The sequence below is a fragment of the Pseudomonas sp. 1928-m genome, from assembly GCF_029269135.1.
Lineage (GTDB): Bacteria > Pseudomonadota > Gammaproteobacteria > Pseudomonadales > Pseudomonadaceae > Aquipseudomonas.
On the sequence record NZ_JARIXO010000002.1, the window covers coordinates 436,655 to 452,461 of the forward strand.

15 protein-coding genes and 1 riboswitch are annotated in these 15,807 nt (G+C 63.7%); of the genes, 6 read left to right on the forward strand and 9 right to left on the reverse strand.

Annotation, left to right across the window (positions count from 1 at the left end):
• Window positions 1-109 precede the first annotated feature (109 nt).
• The 6 genes from P3C18_RS11515 (at window position 110) to P3C18_RS11540 (ending at window position 9,783) form a co-directional block, all read left to right on the forward strand.
• Window positions 110-565 (forward strand): DUF2214 family protein, encoded by a 456-nt coding sequence (locus P3C18_RS11515; RefSeq protein WP_275962002.1) that lies wholly within the window; start codon window positions 110-112, stop codon window positions 563-565.
• 191 nt (window positions 566-756) lie between these two features.
• Complete coding sequence (locus tag P3C18_RS11520) at window positions 757-1,002, forward strand: exodeoxyribonuclease VII small subunit (RefSeq protein WP_160016186.1); 246 nt, start codon at window positions 757-759, stop codon at window positions 1,000-1,002.
• Window positions 999-1,886 (forward strand): (2E,6E)-farnesyl diphosphate synthase, encoded by an 888-nt coding sequence (gene ispA / locus P3C18_RS11525; RefSeq protein ID WP_275962003.1) that lies wholly within the window; start codon window positions 999-1,001, stop codon window positions 1,884-1,886. The genes P3C18_RS11520 and ispA overlap by 4 nt, the downstream gene beginning before the upstream one ends.
• 276 nt (window positions 1,887-2,162) lie before the next feature.
• Window positions 2,163-5,450 carry a carboxyl transferase domain-containing protein gene (locus tag P3C18_RS11530; RefSeq protein ID WP_275962004.1) on the forward strand — a complete coding sequence of 1,096 codons (3,288 nt, stop codon included), beginning with the start codon at window positions 2,163-2,165 and terminating at the stop codon, window positions 5,448-5,450.
• Window positions 5,451-5,607: 157 nt separating this feature from the next.
• Entirely contained in the window at window positions 5,608-7,503 is a 1,896-nt protein-coding gene (gene dxs, locus P3C18_RS11535; RefSeq protein WP_275962005.1) for a 1-deoxy-D-xylulose-5-phosphate synthase, read from the forward strand.
• A 66-nt stretch (window positions 7,504-7,569) separates the two neighbouring features.
• A riboswitch (cobalamin riboswitch) is annotated at window positions 7,570-7,785 on the forward strand.
• A gap of 99 nt (window positions 7,786-7,884) precedes the next feature.
• Window positions 7,885-9,783, forward strand: coding sequence for a TonB-dependent receptor (locus P3C18_RS11540; protein WP_275962006.1), 1,899 nt, complete (start codon window positions 7,885-7,887; stop codon window positions 9,781-9,783).
• A 35-nt stretch (window positions 9,784-9,818) separates the two neighbouring features.
• On the opposite strand, the gene P3C18_RS11545 is transcribed toward P3C18_RS11540, so the two are convergent.
• The 9 genes from P3C18_RS11545 to ribE form a co-directional block, all read right to left on the reverse strand.
• Entirely contained in the window at window positions 9,819-10,616 is a 798-nt protein-coding gene (locus tag P3C18_RS11545) for a cobalamin-binding protein (protein WP_275962056.1), read from the reverse strand.
• A gap of 142 nt (window positions 10,617-10,758) precedes the next feature.
• Window positions 10,759-11,175, reverse strand: coding sequence for an MFS transporter (locus P3C18_RS11550; RefSeq protein WP_275962007.1), 417 nt, complete (start codon window positions 11,173-11,175; stop codon window positions 10,759-10,761).
• Window positions 11,172-11,792 (reverse strand): GTP cyclohydrolase II, encoded by a 621-nt coding sequence (ribA, locus tag P3C18_RS11555; RefSeq protein WP_275962008.1) that lies wholly within the window; start codon window positions 11,790-11,792, stop codon window positions 11,172-11,174. Before ribA ends, P3C18_RS11550 begins: the two co-directional genes overlap by 4 nt.
• A gap of 120 nt (window positions 11,793-11,912) precedes the next feature.
• Window positions 11,913-12,560: a TIGR02281 family clan AA aspartic protease gene (locus P3C18_RS11560; RefSeq protein WP_275962009.1), complete on the reverse strand. Its 648-nt coding sequence runs from the start codon at window positions 12,558-12,560 to the stop codon at window positions 11,913-11,915.
• Window positions 12,561-12,577: 17 nt separating this feature from the next.
• Window positions 12,578-13,306: a transporter substrate-binding domain-containing protein gene (locus P3C18_RS11565; protein ID WP_275962010.1), complete on the reverse strand. Its 729-nt coding sequence runs from the start codon at window positions 13,304-13,306 to the stop codon at window positions 12,578-12,580.
• Window positions 13,307-13,323: 17 nt separating this feature from the next.
• Window positions 13,324-13,854: a phosphatidylglycerophosphatase A gene (locus P3C18_RS11570; RefSeq protein WP_275962011.1), complete on the reverse strand. Its 531-nt coding sequence runs from the start codon at window positions 13,852-13,854 to the stop codon at window positions 13,324-13,326.
• Entirely contained in the window at window positions 13,847-14,815 is a 969-nt protein-coding gene (gene thiL / locus P3C18_RS11575; protein ID WP_275962012.1) for a thiamine-phosphate kinase, read from the reverse strand. Before thiL ends, P3C18_RS11570 begins: the two co-directional genes overlap by 8 nt.
• Before the next feature lie 7 nt (window positions 14,816-14,822).
• Window positions 14,823-15,314: a transcription antitermination factor NusB gene (gene nusB / locus P3C18_RS11580; RefSeq protein WP_275962013.1), complete on the reverse strand. Its 492-nt coding sequence runs from the start codon at window positions 15,312-15,314 to the stop codon at window positions 14,823-14,825.
• The gene (gene ribE, locus P3C18_RS11585; RefSeq protein ID WP_087515564.1) at window positions 15,311-15,787 is read right to left on the reverse strand and encodes a 6,7-dimethyl-8-ribityllumazine synthase; all 477 of its coding nucleotides are present in this window, start codon (window positions 15,785-15,787) and stop codon (window positions 15,311-15,313) included. Before ribE ends, nusB begins: the two co-directional genes overlap by 4 nt.
• Between the last annotated feature and the right edge of the window lie 20 nt (window positions 15,788-15,807).

Here is a 15,807-nt window from a genome sequence, read left to right on the forward strand (position 1 = left end):
CAGTAAACTCCGCTTTTTCGGCCGTTTTTGCCTTGTCTTGCCTGCCTCGCCTACATTTTCAACGGCCTGCTAACCAGCTGATCAGCCAATCCAGAGAAGGGACGCCACCATGGGCCAAGCTATTGCCGCCTACCTGCATTACCTGTCGATCTTCCTGCTGTTCGCCCTGCTCAGCATCGAGCATGTGCAATTCAAACTGCCGCTGGACCTGCGCCGCGCACGCAGCCTGATCATCACCGACATCGCCTACGGCATCTGCGCCGGCGTGGTGCTGTTTACCGGCCTGGCGCGGGTGCTCTGGTACGGCAAGGGCCTGGACTACTACCTGGGCAATAGCCTGTTTCACGCCAAGGTCGGGCTGTTTATTCTGGTCGGACTGATTTCCGTGGTGCCGACCTTTGTCTTCCTCAACTGGCGCAACAGCCTCAAGGCCGGCGAAGTACCGCAGGTCAGCGCAGCCAAGGCGCGCCTGGTGATCACGGTGATTCGCCTGGAACTGTTGGCGCTGCTGACCATCCCATTACTAGCGGTGCTGATGGCGCGTGGGCATGGCGTGATTGGCTGACAGCCAGCAGGCCACCACACCCTGTGGGAGGCGCTTTAGCGGCGAACGGTCGAGTGGCTATCGCGGCTAAAGCCCCTCCCACAATCCAACACCAACAGCCAGTACAAACATCCCGCTGATTTGCCCGCACGGCATGGCTCTGCTAGTGTCGCGCCGGTTCCAATTCCCCGATCTACCCCGAGATATCCGCCATGGCCGCCCGCAAAAAAGCCGCGCTCGACTTCGAGCAATCCCTGACCGATCTGCAGAACCTGGTCGAACGTCTGGAAAACGGCGAGCTGTCGCTGGAAGACTCGCTGACTGCCTTCGAACAGGGCGTACGCCTGACCCGCGATTGCCAGACCGCCCTGGCCCAGGCCGAGCAGAAAGTGCAGATCCTGATGGAACGCGACGGCGAGCTGGAGGAAGCCCCCTTCGACGCGGACCAGCAGGCATGATTGCGGCCTACCAGAGCAGCTGCCAAAGCCGCGTCGATACCGCCCTGGAAACCCTCCTGAGCAGCCCTCGCCCGGAACTGGAACGCCTCTACGCCGCCATGCGCTACAGCCTGTTCAATGGCGGCAAACGCGTGCGCCCGCTGCTCGCCTACGCCGCCTGCGAAGCCCTCGGCGGCGAGCCCGAGCGCGCCAACGCGGCGGCCTGCGCAGTGGAGCTGATCCACGCCTACTCGCTGGTCCACGATGACCTGCCAGCGATGGACGATGACGACCTGCGCCGTGGCCAGCCGACCACCCACAAAGCCTTCGATGAAGCCTGCGCGATTCTCGCCGGCGATGGCCTGCAGAGCCTGGCCTTCGAAGTGCTCGCCGACGCCACGCACAACCCGCATAACGCCGAGCTGCGCCTGGCCATGCTCAGTGCCCTGGCCCGCGCGGCGGGCCCAGCCGGCATGGTCGGCGGCCAGGCCATCGACCTCGGTTCAGTCGGCCAAACCCTCGACCAGAACGCCCTGGAAATCATGCATCGGCACAAGACCGGCGCCCTGATCGAAGCCAGCGTGCAGCTCGGCGCCTTGGCCAGCGGCCAGGCCGATGACCACGCACTCAAAGCCCTACACACTTACGCCCGCGCCATCGGCCTAGCATTCCAAGTGCAGGACGACATCCTCGACGTGGAAAGCGACACTGCCACCCTGGGCAAAACCCAGGGCAAGGACCAGGCCCACGACAAACCGACCTACCCGGCCCTGCTCGGCCTCGATGCGGCCAAGGCCTACGCCCTGGAACTGCGCGACCAGGCCCTGCACGCCCTACGGCCGTTCGACCAGACGGCCGAGCCGCTGCGCGATCTGGCGCGGTATATCGTCGAACGGCGCAGCTAAACGGCGTAGTACCTATCGCGGGCATGGCCCGCTCCTACGGAATTCGACGTTTTTTGTAGGAGCGGGCCATGCCCGCGAACATCCCCGCCGCAGCCCGTAGCCCGGATGAAATCCGGGAAAATCCAGCCCTGGAAACAGCTCCCGGATTGCATCCGGGCGACCCTGCCCCCGGCGATCATCACCCAGATAAATACCCCGACTTACGCCCACTAGGCCTTGGTTTACCTGGGCCGCAGAGCGCCTAAGATGGCTGCAGAATAAAAATCTGGAGCCACCATGCCCGTTACCACCGCGCCCTTTGCCGCCCTGCTGATCGCCAACCGCGGCGAAATCGCCATCCGCATCGCCCGCGCCGCCAGTGAGCTGGGCATCCGCTCGGTCGCGGTGTACGCCGAAGACGATGCGGCTTCGTTGCATGTGCGCCAGGCCGATAGCGCCGTCGCCCTCAAGGGGCGGGGCGTGCCGGCCTACCTGGATATGGATCAGCTGATCGCCATTGCCCAGGCGCAGGGCTGCGATGCCGTGCACCCCGGCTATGGCTTTCTCGCAGAAAACGCCGAGTTCGCCCGCCGCTGCCAGGCCGCCGGGCTGTGCTTTGTCGGCCCCAGCAGCGAAGTGCTGCAACTGTTTGGCGACAAGGCAGCAGCGCGAGAGCTGGCCGAGCGCTGCGCGGTGCCGCTGGTGGCCGGGATCAATCGAGCGATCAGCCTGGATGAAGCCCATGGCTTTCTCGCCGAGCATGGCGCAGTCATGCTCAAGGCCCTGGCTGGTGGCGGTGGCCGTGGTATGCGCCCGGTATTCGCGGCCAGTGAACTGGACGAGGCCTTTGCCCGCTGCCAGTCCGAGGCGCACAGCGCCTTCGGCAATAACGCACTGTATATCGAGCAACTGGTGCGCAGCGCCCGGCATATCGAGATTCAGGTACTGGGCGATGCCACGGGCGCGGTCTGCCATCTATGGGAACGCGACTGCAGCCTGCAACGTCGCCAGCAGAAACTGGTGGAAATCGCCCCCAGCCCGGACCTGCCCGCCGCCACCCGCGCACGGATGATCGACGCCGCGCTGCAACTGGCGCGCGCCGCCCGCTATCAAGGCCTGGGGACCTTTGAATTTCTGCTGGATGCCGAGCAGCCCGAGCGCTTCTACTTTATGGAGGCCAACCCGCGTATTCAGGTCGAGCACACCGTCACCGAACAGGTCACTGGCGTCGATCTGCTGCACACCCAGCTTAAGCTCGCTGCCGGCCAGTCGCTGGCCGAGCTTGGCCTGCTCGAACCACCGCCGCTTAATGGCTGCGCGGTGCAGCTGCGCATCAATCTGGAAAGCATGAGCAGCGACGGCAGCACCCGCCCGGCCGCCGGCACCCTGACCGCCTACCAGCCGCCCAGCGGCCCCGGCCTGCGCGTGGATGGCTACGGCTACGCCGGCTACCCGGTTAGCCCCAGCTACGATTCGCTGCTGGCCAAGCTGATCGCCCATGCGCCGGACTACCCCAGCGCCCTGCGCCGCGCCTACCGTGGGCTGTGCGAGTTTCGCCTGGAAGGCGTGGCGAGCAATCTGCACCTGCTGCAAAACCTGCTGCGCCTGCCGCAAGTGGCGAGCTATCAGCTGACCACGCGCTTTGTCGAAAGCCAGCTCGGTACGCTGCTGGCGGCCCAGCCCCAGGCCCATCCACATCACTTCTTTGCTGCTGCGCAGACCGCCAGCCAAAACGCCGAGCAGATAGCGGACGCACCACCTGGCTGCCTGCCGCTGCTGACCCACAGCACCGGGGTGGTGGTCAGCCTGGAGGTGGCAGAAGGCGATGCCGTGGCCGTCGGCCAGAGCATCGCCGTGCTGGAAGCGATGAAGATGGAGTTTGTCGTCACCGCCAGTCATAGCGGCATCGTCCGCCAGCTGGCCGTGCAGGTTGGCAGCGCGATCAATGAAGGGCAGCCGCTGCTGTTTATCGAGCCTGCCGACGTGATCGTCGCCGCCAGTCAGAACGAACAGAGCCTGGACCTGGCGCACATCCGCGCGGACTTGGCCGAAGTGCTCGAACGCCATGCCGTCACCCGCGACGAGCGCCGCCCCCTGGCCGTGGCCAAACGACGCAAAACTGGCCAACGTACCGTGCGCGAGAACCTGGCGGACTTGCTGGATGACGGCAGCTTCAGCGAATACGGAGCCCTGGCGATTGCCGCGCAACGGCGCCGCCGTTCGCTGGAAGAGCTGATCGAACAAAGCCCGGCTGATGGCCTGGTGGCGGGTATTGGCACAGTCAATGCCGAGACGTTCGGCAGCCAGGCGGCGCGCTGCATGGCCATCGCCTACGACTACACGGTCTTCGCCGGCACCCAGGGCGTGATGAACCATAAGAAAACCGACCGCATGCTCGGCCTGGCCGCGCAGTGGCGCCTGCCGCTGGTGCTGTTTGCCGAAGGCGGCGGCGGCCGGCCGGGCGATACCGACTTCGTCGGCGTGGCCGGGCTGGACTGCCACACCTTTGTCGGCATGGCCAAGCTCTCCGGCCTGGTGCCGCTGGTGGGCGTGGTGTCCGGGCGCTGCTTTGCCGGCAACGCCGCCCTACTCGGCTGCTGTGATGTGATTATCGCCACCGACAACGCGACCATCGGCATGGCTGGCCCGGCGATGATCGAAGGCGGCGGCCTGGGCAGCTTCAAACCGGAACAGGTCGGCCCGGTCAGCGTGCAAGGGCCCAATGGCGTCATCGACGTGCGAGTGGCGGACGAAGCGGCAGCGGTGCAGGTGGCCAAGCAGTACCTGAGCTACTTCCAGGGCGCGCTCAGCGACTGGAGCTGCGCCGATCAACGCGAGCTGCGCCACCTTATTCCGGAAAACCGCCTGCGCGTGTATGACATCCGCCAGGTGATCGCCACCCTGTCCGACCGCGACTCGGTGCTGGAACTGCGCCGTGAGTTCGCACCGGGGCTGATCACTGCGTTTATCCGCATCGAAGGTAAGCCGTTCGGCCTGCTGGCGAATAACCCTGCGCACCTGGGCGGTGCCATCGACGCAGTGGCCGGCGACAAGGCCGCGCGTTTTATGCAGCTGTGCGACGCCTTCGATATCCCGCTGCTGTCGCTGTGCGACACCCCCGGTTTTATGGTCGGCCCGGAGGCGGAGAAGCAGGCCACGGTACGCCACGTCTCGCGCATGTTTGTCACCGCCGCCAGCCTGACCGTGCCGTTTTTCACCGTGGTGCTGCGCAAGGGCTACGGCCTGGGCGCCCAGGCCATGGCCGCCGGCAGCTTCCATTCGCCGCTGTTTACCATCGCCTGGCCCAGCGCCGAGTTTGGCGCGATGGGCCTGGAGGGCGCAGTGCGCCTGGGCTTTGCCAAGGAACTGGCGGCGGTGGAAGAACCCGCCGCGCGCCAACAGCTGTTCGACAAGCTGGTAGCCAAGGCCTACCAGAACGGCAAAGGCATCAATATGGCCAGCTTTCTCGAGATTGATGCGGTGATCGACCCGCTGGAAACCCGCGCCTGGCTGCTGCGCGGCCTCAACGCCGCGCCCAAGCCTGCAACCCGCGAGGGCAAAAAGCGCTGCATCGATACCTGGTAGCCCACATACCGTAGCCCGGATGCAATCCGGGGAGCCTCGGAGAACATTCCCCGGATTGCATCCGGGCTACGGGTTACGTTGAGCCGAACCATGTTTGGGCAGTTTCCGGCGCTTCGGGTAAACTGCCGCATCTTTTACACCTATAACGATCTGCCTGATGCCGACGACCTTCCACGAGATTCCCCGTGAGCGCCCGCTGACGCCCCTTCTAGACCGCGCCAACACGCCGGACGAGCTGCGCCGTCTGGGCGAAGCCGAGCTGGAAACCCTGGCCGACGAGCTGCGCCAATACCTGTTGTATACGGTCGGGCAGACCGGCGGGCATTTCGGCGCGGGCCTCGGCGTAATTGAGCTGACCGTGGCCCTGCATTACGTCTTCGACACCCCAGATGATCGCCTGGTGTGGGACGTCGGCCATCAGGCCTACCCGCACAAGATCCTCACTGGCCGCCGCGAACAGATGGGCAGTCTGCGGCAAAAGGACGGCATCGCCGCCTTCCCGCGGCGCTCGGAAAGTGAGTACGACACCTTTGGCGTTGGCCACTCCAGCACCAGCATCAGCGCGGCATTGGGCATGGCGATTGCGGCGCGCATTCAGGGTTCGCGGCGCAAGGCCGTAGCGGTGATTGGCGACGGCGCCCTGACCGCAGGCATGGCCTTCGAGGCGCTGAATCACGCCAGCGACGTCAACGCCAATATGCTGGTGATCCTCAACGACAACGACATGTCGATCTCCAAGAACGTCGGCGGGCTGTCCAACTACCTGGCCAAGATCCTTTCCAGCCGCACCTACGCCAGCATGCGCGAGGGCAGCAAGAAAATCCTCTCGCGCCTGCCGGGTGCCTGGGAAATCGCGCGCAAGACCGAAGAACACGCCAAGGGCATGCTGGTGCCCGGCACCCTGTTCGAGGAGCTGGGCTGGAACTATATCGGCCCCATCGACGGCCATGATCTGCCGACCCTGCTTGCCACCCTGCGCAATATGCGCGACCTCGACGGCCCGCAGTTTCTGCATGTGGTGACCAAGAAGGGCAAGGGCTTCGCCCCAGCCGAAGCCGACCCGATTGGCTATCACGCCATCACCAAGCTGGAGCCGATCAACGCGCCAGCCGCACCCAAGCAAGCCAGCGGCCCAAAATACTCCAGCGTATTTGGTCAATGGCTCTGCGATATGGCCGCGCAGGACCCACGCCTGGTCGGCATTACCCCGGCGATGAAAGAAGGCTCGGACCTGGTGGCGTTCAGTGAACGCTACCCCGAGCGCTATTTCGACGTGGCCATCGCCGAACAGCACGCCGTGACCCTCGCGGCCGGCATGGCCTGCGACGGTGCCAAGCCGGTGGTGGCGATCTATTCGACCTTTCTACAACGCGCCTATGACCAGCTGATTCATGACGTGGCCGTGCAGCACCTCGATGTGCTGTTCGCCATCGACCGCGCCGGCCTGGTCGGCGAAGACGGCCCGACCCACGCCGGCAGCTTCGATATTTCCTACCTGCGCTGCATCCCCGGCATGCTGGTGATGACCCCGAGCGATGAAAACGAGCTGCGCCGCATGCTCACCACCGGCCACCTGTTCAACGGCCCGGCGGCGGTGCGTTATCCGCGCGGCAGCGGCCCGAATGCCGCCATCGAAGCGGGCCTGGAGCCACTGGACATCGGCAAGGGCGTGGTTCGTCGCCAAGGCAGCAAAACGGCCCTGCTGGTATTCGGTGTGCAGCTCAGTGAAGCGCTCAAAGTTGGCGAAGCACTCGACGCCACGGTGGTCGATATGCGCTTTGTCAAACCACTGGACGAAGCCCTGGTGCGCCAGCTGGCCGCCAGCCACGAGCTGCTGGTGACCATCGAAGAGAACAGCGTAATGGGCGGAGCTGGCAGCGCGGTCAGCGAGTTCCTCGCCCACGCCAGCATCCTCAAGCCGGTGCTGCATCTGGGCCTGCCGGACTATTACGTCGAGCACGCCAAACCGGCGCAGATGCTCGCCGAATGTGGGCTGGATGGCGCAGGTATCGAAGCCGCCATCCGCGCGCGTCTCTCCAGCCTTTCTGCATGAATACCGCTCATCCAGAGCTGAGCCAGGCTTGCTTGTAATTCATTCAACCGCGCATTAAGGTGCGCGGCGTTTTACTTCCGCCAAGGTGCGCCCCTTCCATAGTGAAGCGGCGTTAAACGGGAAGCCGGTGCGTTCTTTACGAACCATCCCGGCGCTGCCCCCGCAACGGTAATCGACCGCAGAGCCGTTCTGCACGTCGCCTCAACGCCACTGGATTATCCCGGGAAGGCGAGGCGGCGCACGTCGAGAGCCCGGAGACCGGCCTTGCTGGATGTGACTGGTGTTGCGGAGGGCATCACCGTCAAGCTCAGGCTGCGCCCGCGCGCCCGTTCTTGCCCCTGCCCTTCTCAAAAGTCGTTCGACCTTTTGAGGATCTTCTCAGTGAATCTGTCCCGTCTTGCCCTCGCCGTGGCCCTTGCTCCCGGCCTTAGCCTGGCCAACGCCGCCATCGAGCTGCCGCCGCTGGTGATTACCCGCGCCACCCCACTGCAAACCCCGGCCCCGGCCAGCGTCCGGGTGATCGACCGCCAGCAGATCGAAGCCAGCGCCGCCAGTTCGCTGGTCGATGTATTGCGCGGCGAAGCCGGGCTGCAGGTGCGCGACGTGATCGGCGATGGCAGCCGCGCCACCTTCAGCCTGCGTGGCTTTGGCGAAAACGCGGTGAACAACACCCTGATTCTGGTCGATGGCCGCCGCCTCAATCAGCCGGCACTCGCCGGCGCGGATCTGAGCAGCGTGCCACTGAGCAATATCGAACGCATCGAGATTATCCGTGGTGCCGGCAGCGTGCTGTATGGCGACCAGGCGGTGGGTGGGGTGATCAATATCATCACTCGCCAACCCAGCGACAGTGAGGCCTATATCGAAACCACTCGTGGCAGCCATGACCTCGAAGCCTTTCGCGGCCATCTGGCGCAGTCCCTGGGAGGCGGCTTCTCCACCTTCCTCAGCGGCGAGTCGCGCACGGCCGACAACTACCGTGACCACAACAACGCCAGCTACAGCAACGCCTTCGCCCGCCTGCGCTATGACCACGATGGCGGCCATGCGCTCTACGAATACCAGACGGTGGACGACGAGCTGCTCTACCCCGGCAGCCTCAGCAGCGCCCAGCGCCGCGCCGACCGCAAGCAGAGCACCTCCAGCGACTGGTTCGACAGCAAGACCCAGCTGCACCGCCTCGCCCTGCAACAGCAGCTGCACGACAACCTCGCCGCCAACCTCGATTACAGCCACAGCGATCAGGACGGCATCGGCTCGTCCTGGGGCAGCCGCTACCACCAGGGCACGCGGGTGGAAAGCATCAGCCCGCGCTTCTCCGGGCACCTCGACAGCACCCTCGGCCGCAGTGAATGGCTGCTGGGGCATGACCATATCAACAACGACTATGAAAACAGCCTGACCCGCACCGAGTTCCGTCAGACCCAGCGCGACTGGTACGGCCAGTGGGTGCAGCCGCTGAGCAGCAGCCTCAGCCTTAGCGCAGGCTACCGCGAGAGCCAGGCCGAAGACCGCAAGCACGGCGCGGGCAAGACTCATACCGATAACCAGGGCAGCAGCAGCCTGGGCCTCAGCTGGCAGGCGGCCGAGCATGCGCGCCTGTTTATCAAGCGCGAAGACGTGCTGCGCTGGGCCAACGTCGATGAAAACGGCTATGTACTGCCGGGCGTCGATTACCTCAAGCCGCAGACTGGCGTGTCCTGGGAGGCGGGAGCCGAATGGCAGGACGACCTGCAGCGCTACCAGGCCAGCCTGTATCGCCTCGACCTGGAGGACGAACTGATGTACGACTCGCAGGCCAATGCCGGGATGGGAGCCAACATCAACCTGGACAAGACCCGTCGCCAGGGCCTGCTGCTGGAAGCCGAACGCCAGCTAAGCGCCCGCCTGAGCATCGGCGGGCAGTACACTTTTACCGACTCGGAATACCTGCAAGGCAATTTCAAGGGCAACGAAGTGCCGTGGGTGTCGCGCCACAGCGCCAGCACCCACCTCAGCTACCAGCTGCTGCCCGGCGTGACCAGCTATGTCGAGGCGGTTTATACCGGCGCGCGCTACCTGTCGAGCGATGATGGCCACGCCATGCCTCGCGAGGGCGGTTATACCCTGATCAACGCGGCGCTGAGCTGGGACTATCAGCAATTCAGCAGCAAGCTGCGGGTCAACAACCTCACCGGCAAGCAATACGACAGCCATGCCGGCTGGAGCACCTGGAGCGGCTCGTACCATTACCCCGCCCCCGAAGAGCAGGTACAGCTCAGCGTCGGTTACCGGTTCTGAAATATCGGCCCTGGGGCTTTAGCCCCAGGGCCGCCTCAGTGCGCCTCGCTCAAACGTCTGCACAACGCCTCCACCGCCCCCAACATCTGAAAGCTCGGCCGTTCCAGACCGGCATCCGGCACCAGCCACAGCTGCTTACGCTCAACCGCAGCCACGCCCGGCCAGATGCGCCAGGCGTCCAACTGCCCCTGCACACCCGCCAGAATCACCTCGGGATTGCGCTGCAGCACCGCCTCCACGCTGACCTGCGGCGCCGGCAAGGTGAGTTCGGCAAAGATATTCTCGGCGCCGCAGATACGCAGAGCGTCACTGATAATCTGCTGGCCGCCGATGGTGTACAGCGGCGCATCCCAGACCTGATAGAACAGACGCAATGGCTGTTTACGCTGATAGCGCTGACGCAACGCCACCAAGCCGCTATTGAATTGCTGATGCAGCTGTTGGCCTCGCTCGGCACGGCCGATTCGCGCGCCAATTTCGACGAAGTTCTCTGCCAGATCAGCCAGCTTGCGTGGCTCCACGATCAGCAGGGGAATCCCCATACGCTGCAACTGCTGGCGTTGCGCACTGCTGATGCTATCGGGCCAGAGCAGTACCAGATCGGGTTGAAGTTCGAGCAAGCTTTCCAATTCAAGCTGACCGTAACGGCCAACCGAAGGTAGCTGCGCGACCGCTGCCGGGCGTTCACCCCCATCGAGCAGGCCGACCAGCAAGTCGCCCGCATCCAGCTCCAGCATGATTTCAGTCAGGGAAGGTGCCAGGGTCACTACCCGCTCGACTGCTGCAGCAGGCAATGCCAGCAACAACAGCAAGCAGAACGTGATGGCGCGCATCAGCAGGCCACTTAAGAACGTTACCGAGGACGCCGAGGCAAGGCGAAAACGGTCGAGAAAGCGGAGTTTACTGCTGTAAATGAGCATTTCGAGACCGTTTTCAACGCAGTATCGGCTACGCAGGTAGTTCTTCAGCGGCCTGTTAGCCGAGTTGGCGAGGAATGCGGTAGAGATACAGCAGAACGATGCTGGAAATCGCCAGGAGGATCAGCGGAATCGCTTCCAGGCCGGCGAACACCGCCATGGCGGCAATCCAGGCCGGCAGCGCCGCGCCGAGAAAGGCCAGACGACGCACACGCGCCAGCTCCAGCCAGGCATCGTGTTCATCTGCTGTATCGAGGGCTTTTTCCGTGGCCACCAGCGCGCGCTTGTAGGCGCTGAACAACGGCAGGCTGACAAACATCGAGGCCAGGCCGGCGATAAACAGCGGCATGGTCAACAGGCCGGGTTTCTGCTCGGCACCAAACAGCAGGTTGAGCACAAACAACGGGGCCAGGGTCACGGCCAGTTGCCGCCACCACTCCAGCGCCAGTCGCCGACGCACTTGGCCGCGCGTCACAGGCTTTCCTCAACCTCGCCCTGGTGCAGGCTACCGAGCATATGCCCAAGCTTGCCGGCCTTGGTCGCGAGGTATTTTTTGTTGTGCGGGTTGTGGTCGATCTGCAGCGGCACGCGGGTCGCCACATTGATGCCCATATCGCCCAGCGCCTTGACCTTGCGCGGGTTGTTGGTCATCAGTTTGAGCTGACTGATACCCAGGTGATCGAGCATCGGCAGGCAGATCGCGTAGTCACGCTGATCGGCACCAAAGCCCAGGCGCTCATTGGCTTCCACGGTATCGGCACCGCCATCCTGCAACTCGTAGGCACGGATCTTGTTCAGCAGGCCAATGCCACGACCTTCCTGACGCAGGTAGAGCAATACGCCACGGCCTTCATTGGCAATTGCACGCAGCGCCGCTTCGAGCTGGAAACCGCAATCGCAGCGCAGGCTGAACAGCGCATCGCCCGTCAGGCATTCGGAGTGCAAACGGCCCAGTACGGGCGCGCCATCGGCCACATCACCAAAGGTCAGGGCTACATGTTCCTTGCCTGTGGCCTCTTCGAGGAAGCCATGCATGGTGAACACGCCAAAAGGCGTAGGCAGCTGGGAGGCGGCGACAAACACGACGGACACCGGATGCTCCTAAAGAAAATGGGCAGGAATAATCAGGCCGGCATTGTAACAGCAGGCCTTGGCAGCCGCTTAGCCTGAATTACTGATGATAAGGATCGAGCCAACGCGAGGTGACCAGCGCTAGTACTTGGACTCCAGCACCAGCACATCCTGCTCAACCTTCCAGCCGACGCGACTGAGGAAGCTCATGCCAAGCAGCGCCTCGGTAGGCGAGCCACCTTCCAGCACCACGGCTTCGACACCCAGCACTTCCAGTTCGCCGAGCTTCACCCGGTCCAGGGTTACGCGCCAGCCGCGTGCAGTACCGCTGGCCGTATTGACCTGCAAGGGTGCGCCGATCACTCGGTAATCGATGCCCAGGCGGCGCGCATGCTCGTCATTCAAGGCCACCGAGGTGGCGCCGGTATCCACCAGAAACTGGATGGACTGACCATTGACCGAGCCTGCGACCCAGTAATGGCCACCGATGCCCTTGGCCACACTGAGTTGCTTCTTCTGCGCTTCGGCAAAGCCTTCGCTGTACTCGCGACTCAGGCTGTAGCTGCGCTCCACACCGTCGACACGCAATACCGCACCACGGCTGTCGGCGCTGACCACCACTACGCCGCCAGGGCCAACCTGGCCGACTTTGACCAGCTTGCGCTGACCGTCAACATTCAACACCGCAGCGCCAGGAAACAGGCCGACAACCCGCACCTGGGTGGCCGCCATCGCCCCACTGCTAATTAGCAGTGGCAGACTCAATATCAGTACTTTCAAGGCGTACATGGAACGTCTCGCACAGGTTAGTCAAACGGGTAAGGTTGCTGCCAACGCTGGAAAATCGGCCGCAGGCTGCCGTCCGCCACCAGGCCATCCATACGCTTGTCGAACAGCTCGGCCAGGGTTCGGCCGCGCGGGGTATCGGCAAAGCCCAGATAGATCGGCAGCTTGGTCAGCTGGGTAACACGGTAGCGCTCGGGCTGACTGGCCGTGCTCAGCACATCCTCGACCTCGGTCAGGGCATCGAGATAGAAATCCACATGGCCCATGTCCAGCATGCCGAGGATACCGCTACGGCGCAGCACTTCGCGGTACTGGCGCAAATTTGGCAGATAACGCTGGTATTCATAACCGCGCATCCAGGCCAGGCGGTACTCGCCGAGGGAGTCCTGAGTGGGGATGGGCTTATCCCGCAAGCCCAGGGCAGCAATCTGGTCGGCGTCGTAGTTCCAGTGCGGATAAAACACGCCCTGGGTGACTTCATTCAGGTAGGAGCCGGCCCAGGCATCGGCAGCGCCACGCTGCACCAGGCCGATGGAGCGGGTGTAAGGCACGCTCTGGATATCCAGCTGCACGCCGGCAGGCTCGAATACCGTGCGGAAAATCTCCCAGGCCATGCCACTGCCATCGGCATGGGTGTGGCCTTCCCAGGTTTCGCTGGCAATACGGATCTGCGCGGGCTCAGCAGCGCACACCAGCCCACTGGCAACGCTGATGACCAACCACAGCAACCACCGACAGCAGCGGCCCATTCGCGATCCTTTTCTGATTACCAGCCCAGCGCCGCAGCCAGCCCGTTGGCCCAGCCCCAGACAATCAGTTGCAGGGCCATCCAGGCGAATACGCCGGCGAGTACGTCATCGAGCATGATGCCGACCCCGCCATGCACATGCCGATCAATCCAGCGAATCGGCCAAGGCTTGAGGATGTCGAACACACGGAACAATAGAAAGCCTAGCAGCAGCCAGCCCCAGCCGTCCGGCACCAGCCAGAGGGTAATCCACATGCCGACCATTTCGTCCCAGACGATGCCTTCGTGGTCGTGCACGCGCAGATCATCGGCCACCTTGCCGCACAGCCAGAAGCCAAACAGCATGGTGATGCCAAGCATCAGCCAGTAGCCCCAGTCCGGCAGCATCTGCAACAGTGGGATAAACGGCAGCGCCACCAGCGAACCCCAGGTGCCCGGGGCTTTCGGCAAGGTGCCGGCGCCAAAGCCAAAGGCCAGGAAGTGCCAGGGGTTACGCCAGACCGAAGGCGGCACGAACTCGGCGGGGACTTGCTTGGGATGATCAGTCACTGGCACTTCCAAAATGTTGATAGCCGCTGCGGGGCAGCTGCACGGGCTGGCCTTGCGAGTCCAGCAGAGTAACGCCCTGGCCGGCCATAACACGACCAATAACTCGCACAGGCCAACCCGCCTGCTGCAAATCCGCCAGGTGAGCCGCCGGCAGGGTAAAGGCCAGGCGGTAATCATCACCACCACTTAATGCGCACTGACGCGCCGCCGACTCCCCGGCAAACGCCAGCAAAGCAGCGGACATCGGCACCTGCGCCAGCTCAATCACCAGCTCAACGCCGGACGCTGCGGCGATATGCCCGCAGTCGGCCAGCAAGCCATCGGAGATATCCAGAGCGGCCGTGGCCTTGCCGCGCAGCGCCAGGCCCAGTTCAAGCTGCGGGATGGGCGACCAGTAGCGCGCCAGCAACGGCTCGGCCACTGCCGGAGCGGCTTGGCACTGCCCGAGTACCAGCGGCAAGGCGCCGGCAGCATCGCCCAGCTCACCACCGACGCAGAGCAGATCACCAACCTGCGCACCTTTGCGGGTCAACGCCATACCAACCGGCACGCGACCGAACACGGTCAGGGTCAGACTCAGAGGGCCACGGGTGGTATCGCCGCCGATCAGGCGAATCGCGCAATGCTGCGCCATCAAATCCAGGCCACGGGCGAAGGCCTGCAGCCAATCTGGCTCAGCACTGGGCAGGGTCAGGGCCAGGGTAAAGCCGACAGGCGCCGCACCCATGGCGGCCAAATCGCTGACCGAAACACCCAGCGCACGTTGCGCCAGCAGAAACGGGTCAGGCGATTCAGGGAAATGCACCCCGGCAACCAGGGTGTCGGTAGAAATTGCCAGTTGCTCGCCAGCCGGCATTTGCAGCAGGGCGCAGTCGTCGCCGATACCCAATGACACGCCTTCGCCAGCCTGCGCACAGGACGCAGCAGCGAAGTAGTGACGGATCAGCTCGAACTCACCCAAAACAGGCTTAACGCTTATTCGCGCGAACTTCATCCGCGCGCAGACGCGGTGCCAGCTTGTCCAGCACGCCGTTGACGAACTTGTGTCCGTCGGTGGCGCCAAACACCTTGGCCAGCTCGATGCCTTCGTTGATCACCACGCGATAGGGGATATCGATGCGGTTTTTCAGCTCGTAGGTCGACAGACGTAGGATCGACAGCTCAACCGGATCGATCTCGTCCAGCGGACGGTCGAGCAGCGACTCGAACGCGCCATCGATCTCGGTCTTCTGCCGCGGCACGCCGTGCAGAATCTCGTGGAAGTAGGCACCGTCCACCGCAGTGAAATCGTTATCAACGCGGAACTGCGCTTCAATTTCGTTCAGCTGCTGCCCTGCCATATGCCAGGAGTACAGCGCCTGCATGGCCAGGGTGCGCGCCTGACGGCGCGCGAGGGTCTTGCTGCTAGGGCCTTTCTTCGGCGCTTGTGGCTGCTGCCCGTTACCGTCGTTCTGGCTCACTTGGCCTCCAACTGCGCCAGCAGGCTGACCATTTCCAGGGCGGACAATGCAGCTTCCGCGCCTTTGTTGCCGGCCTTGGTGCCGGAACGCTCAATGGCTTGCTCGATGGAATCGACAGTCAGCACGCCAAACGCAACCGGTACGCCGAACTCCATGGACACCTGGGCCAGGCCCTTGGTGCATTCGCCAGCCACGTATTCGAAGTGCGGAGTGCCGCCGCGGATCACCGCACCGAGGGCGATGATGGCGTCGAAATCGCCACGCTGGGCGACTTTCTGCGCGACCAGCGGGATTTCGAAGGCACCCGGTGCGCGGATGATGGTGATGTCGCTTTCGCTCACGCCGTGGCGAACCAGGGCGTCAACTGCGCCGCTTACCAGGCTTTCAACAACGAAGCTGTTAAAGCGGCCGACGACCAGTGCAAAGCGGCCCTTGGGGGCGATAAAAGTACCTTCGATGGTCTTCAGGGTCATAACGCGTCTCGTCTATTTAA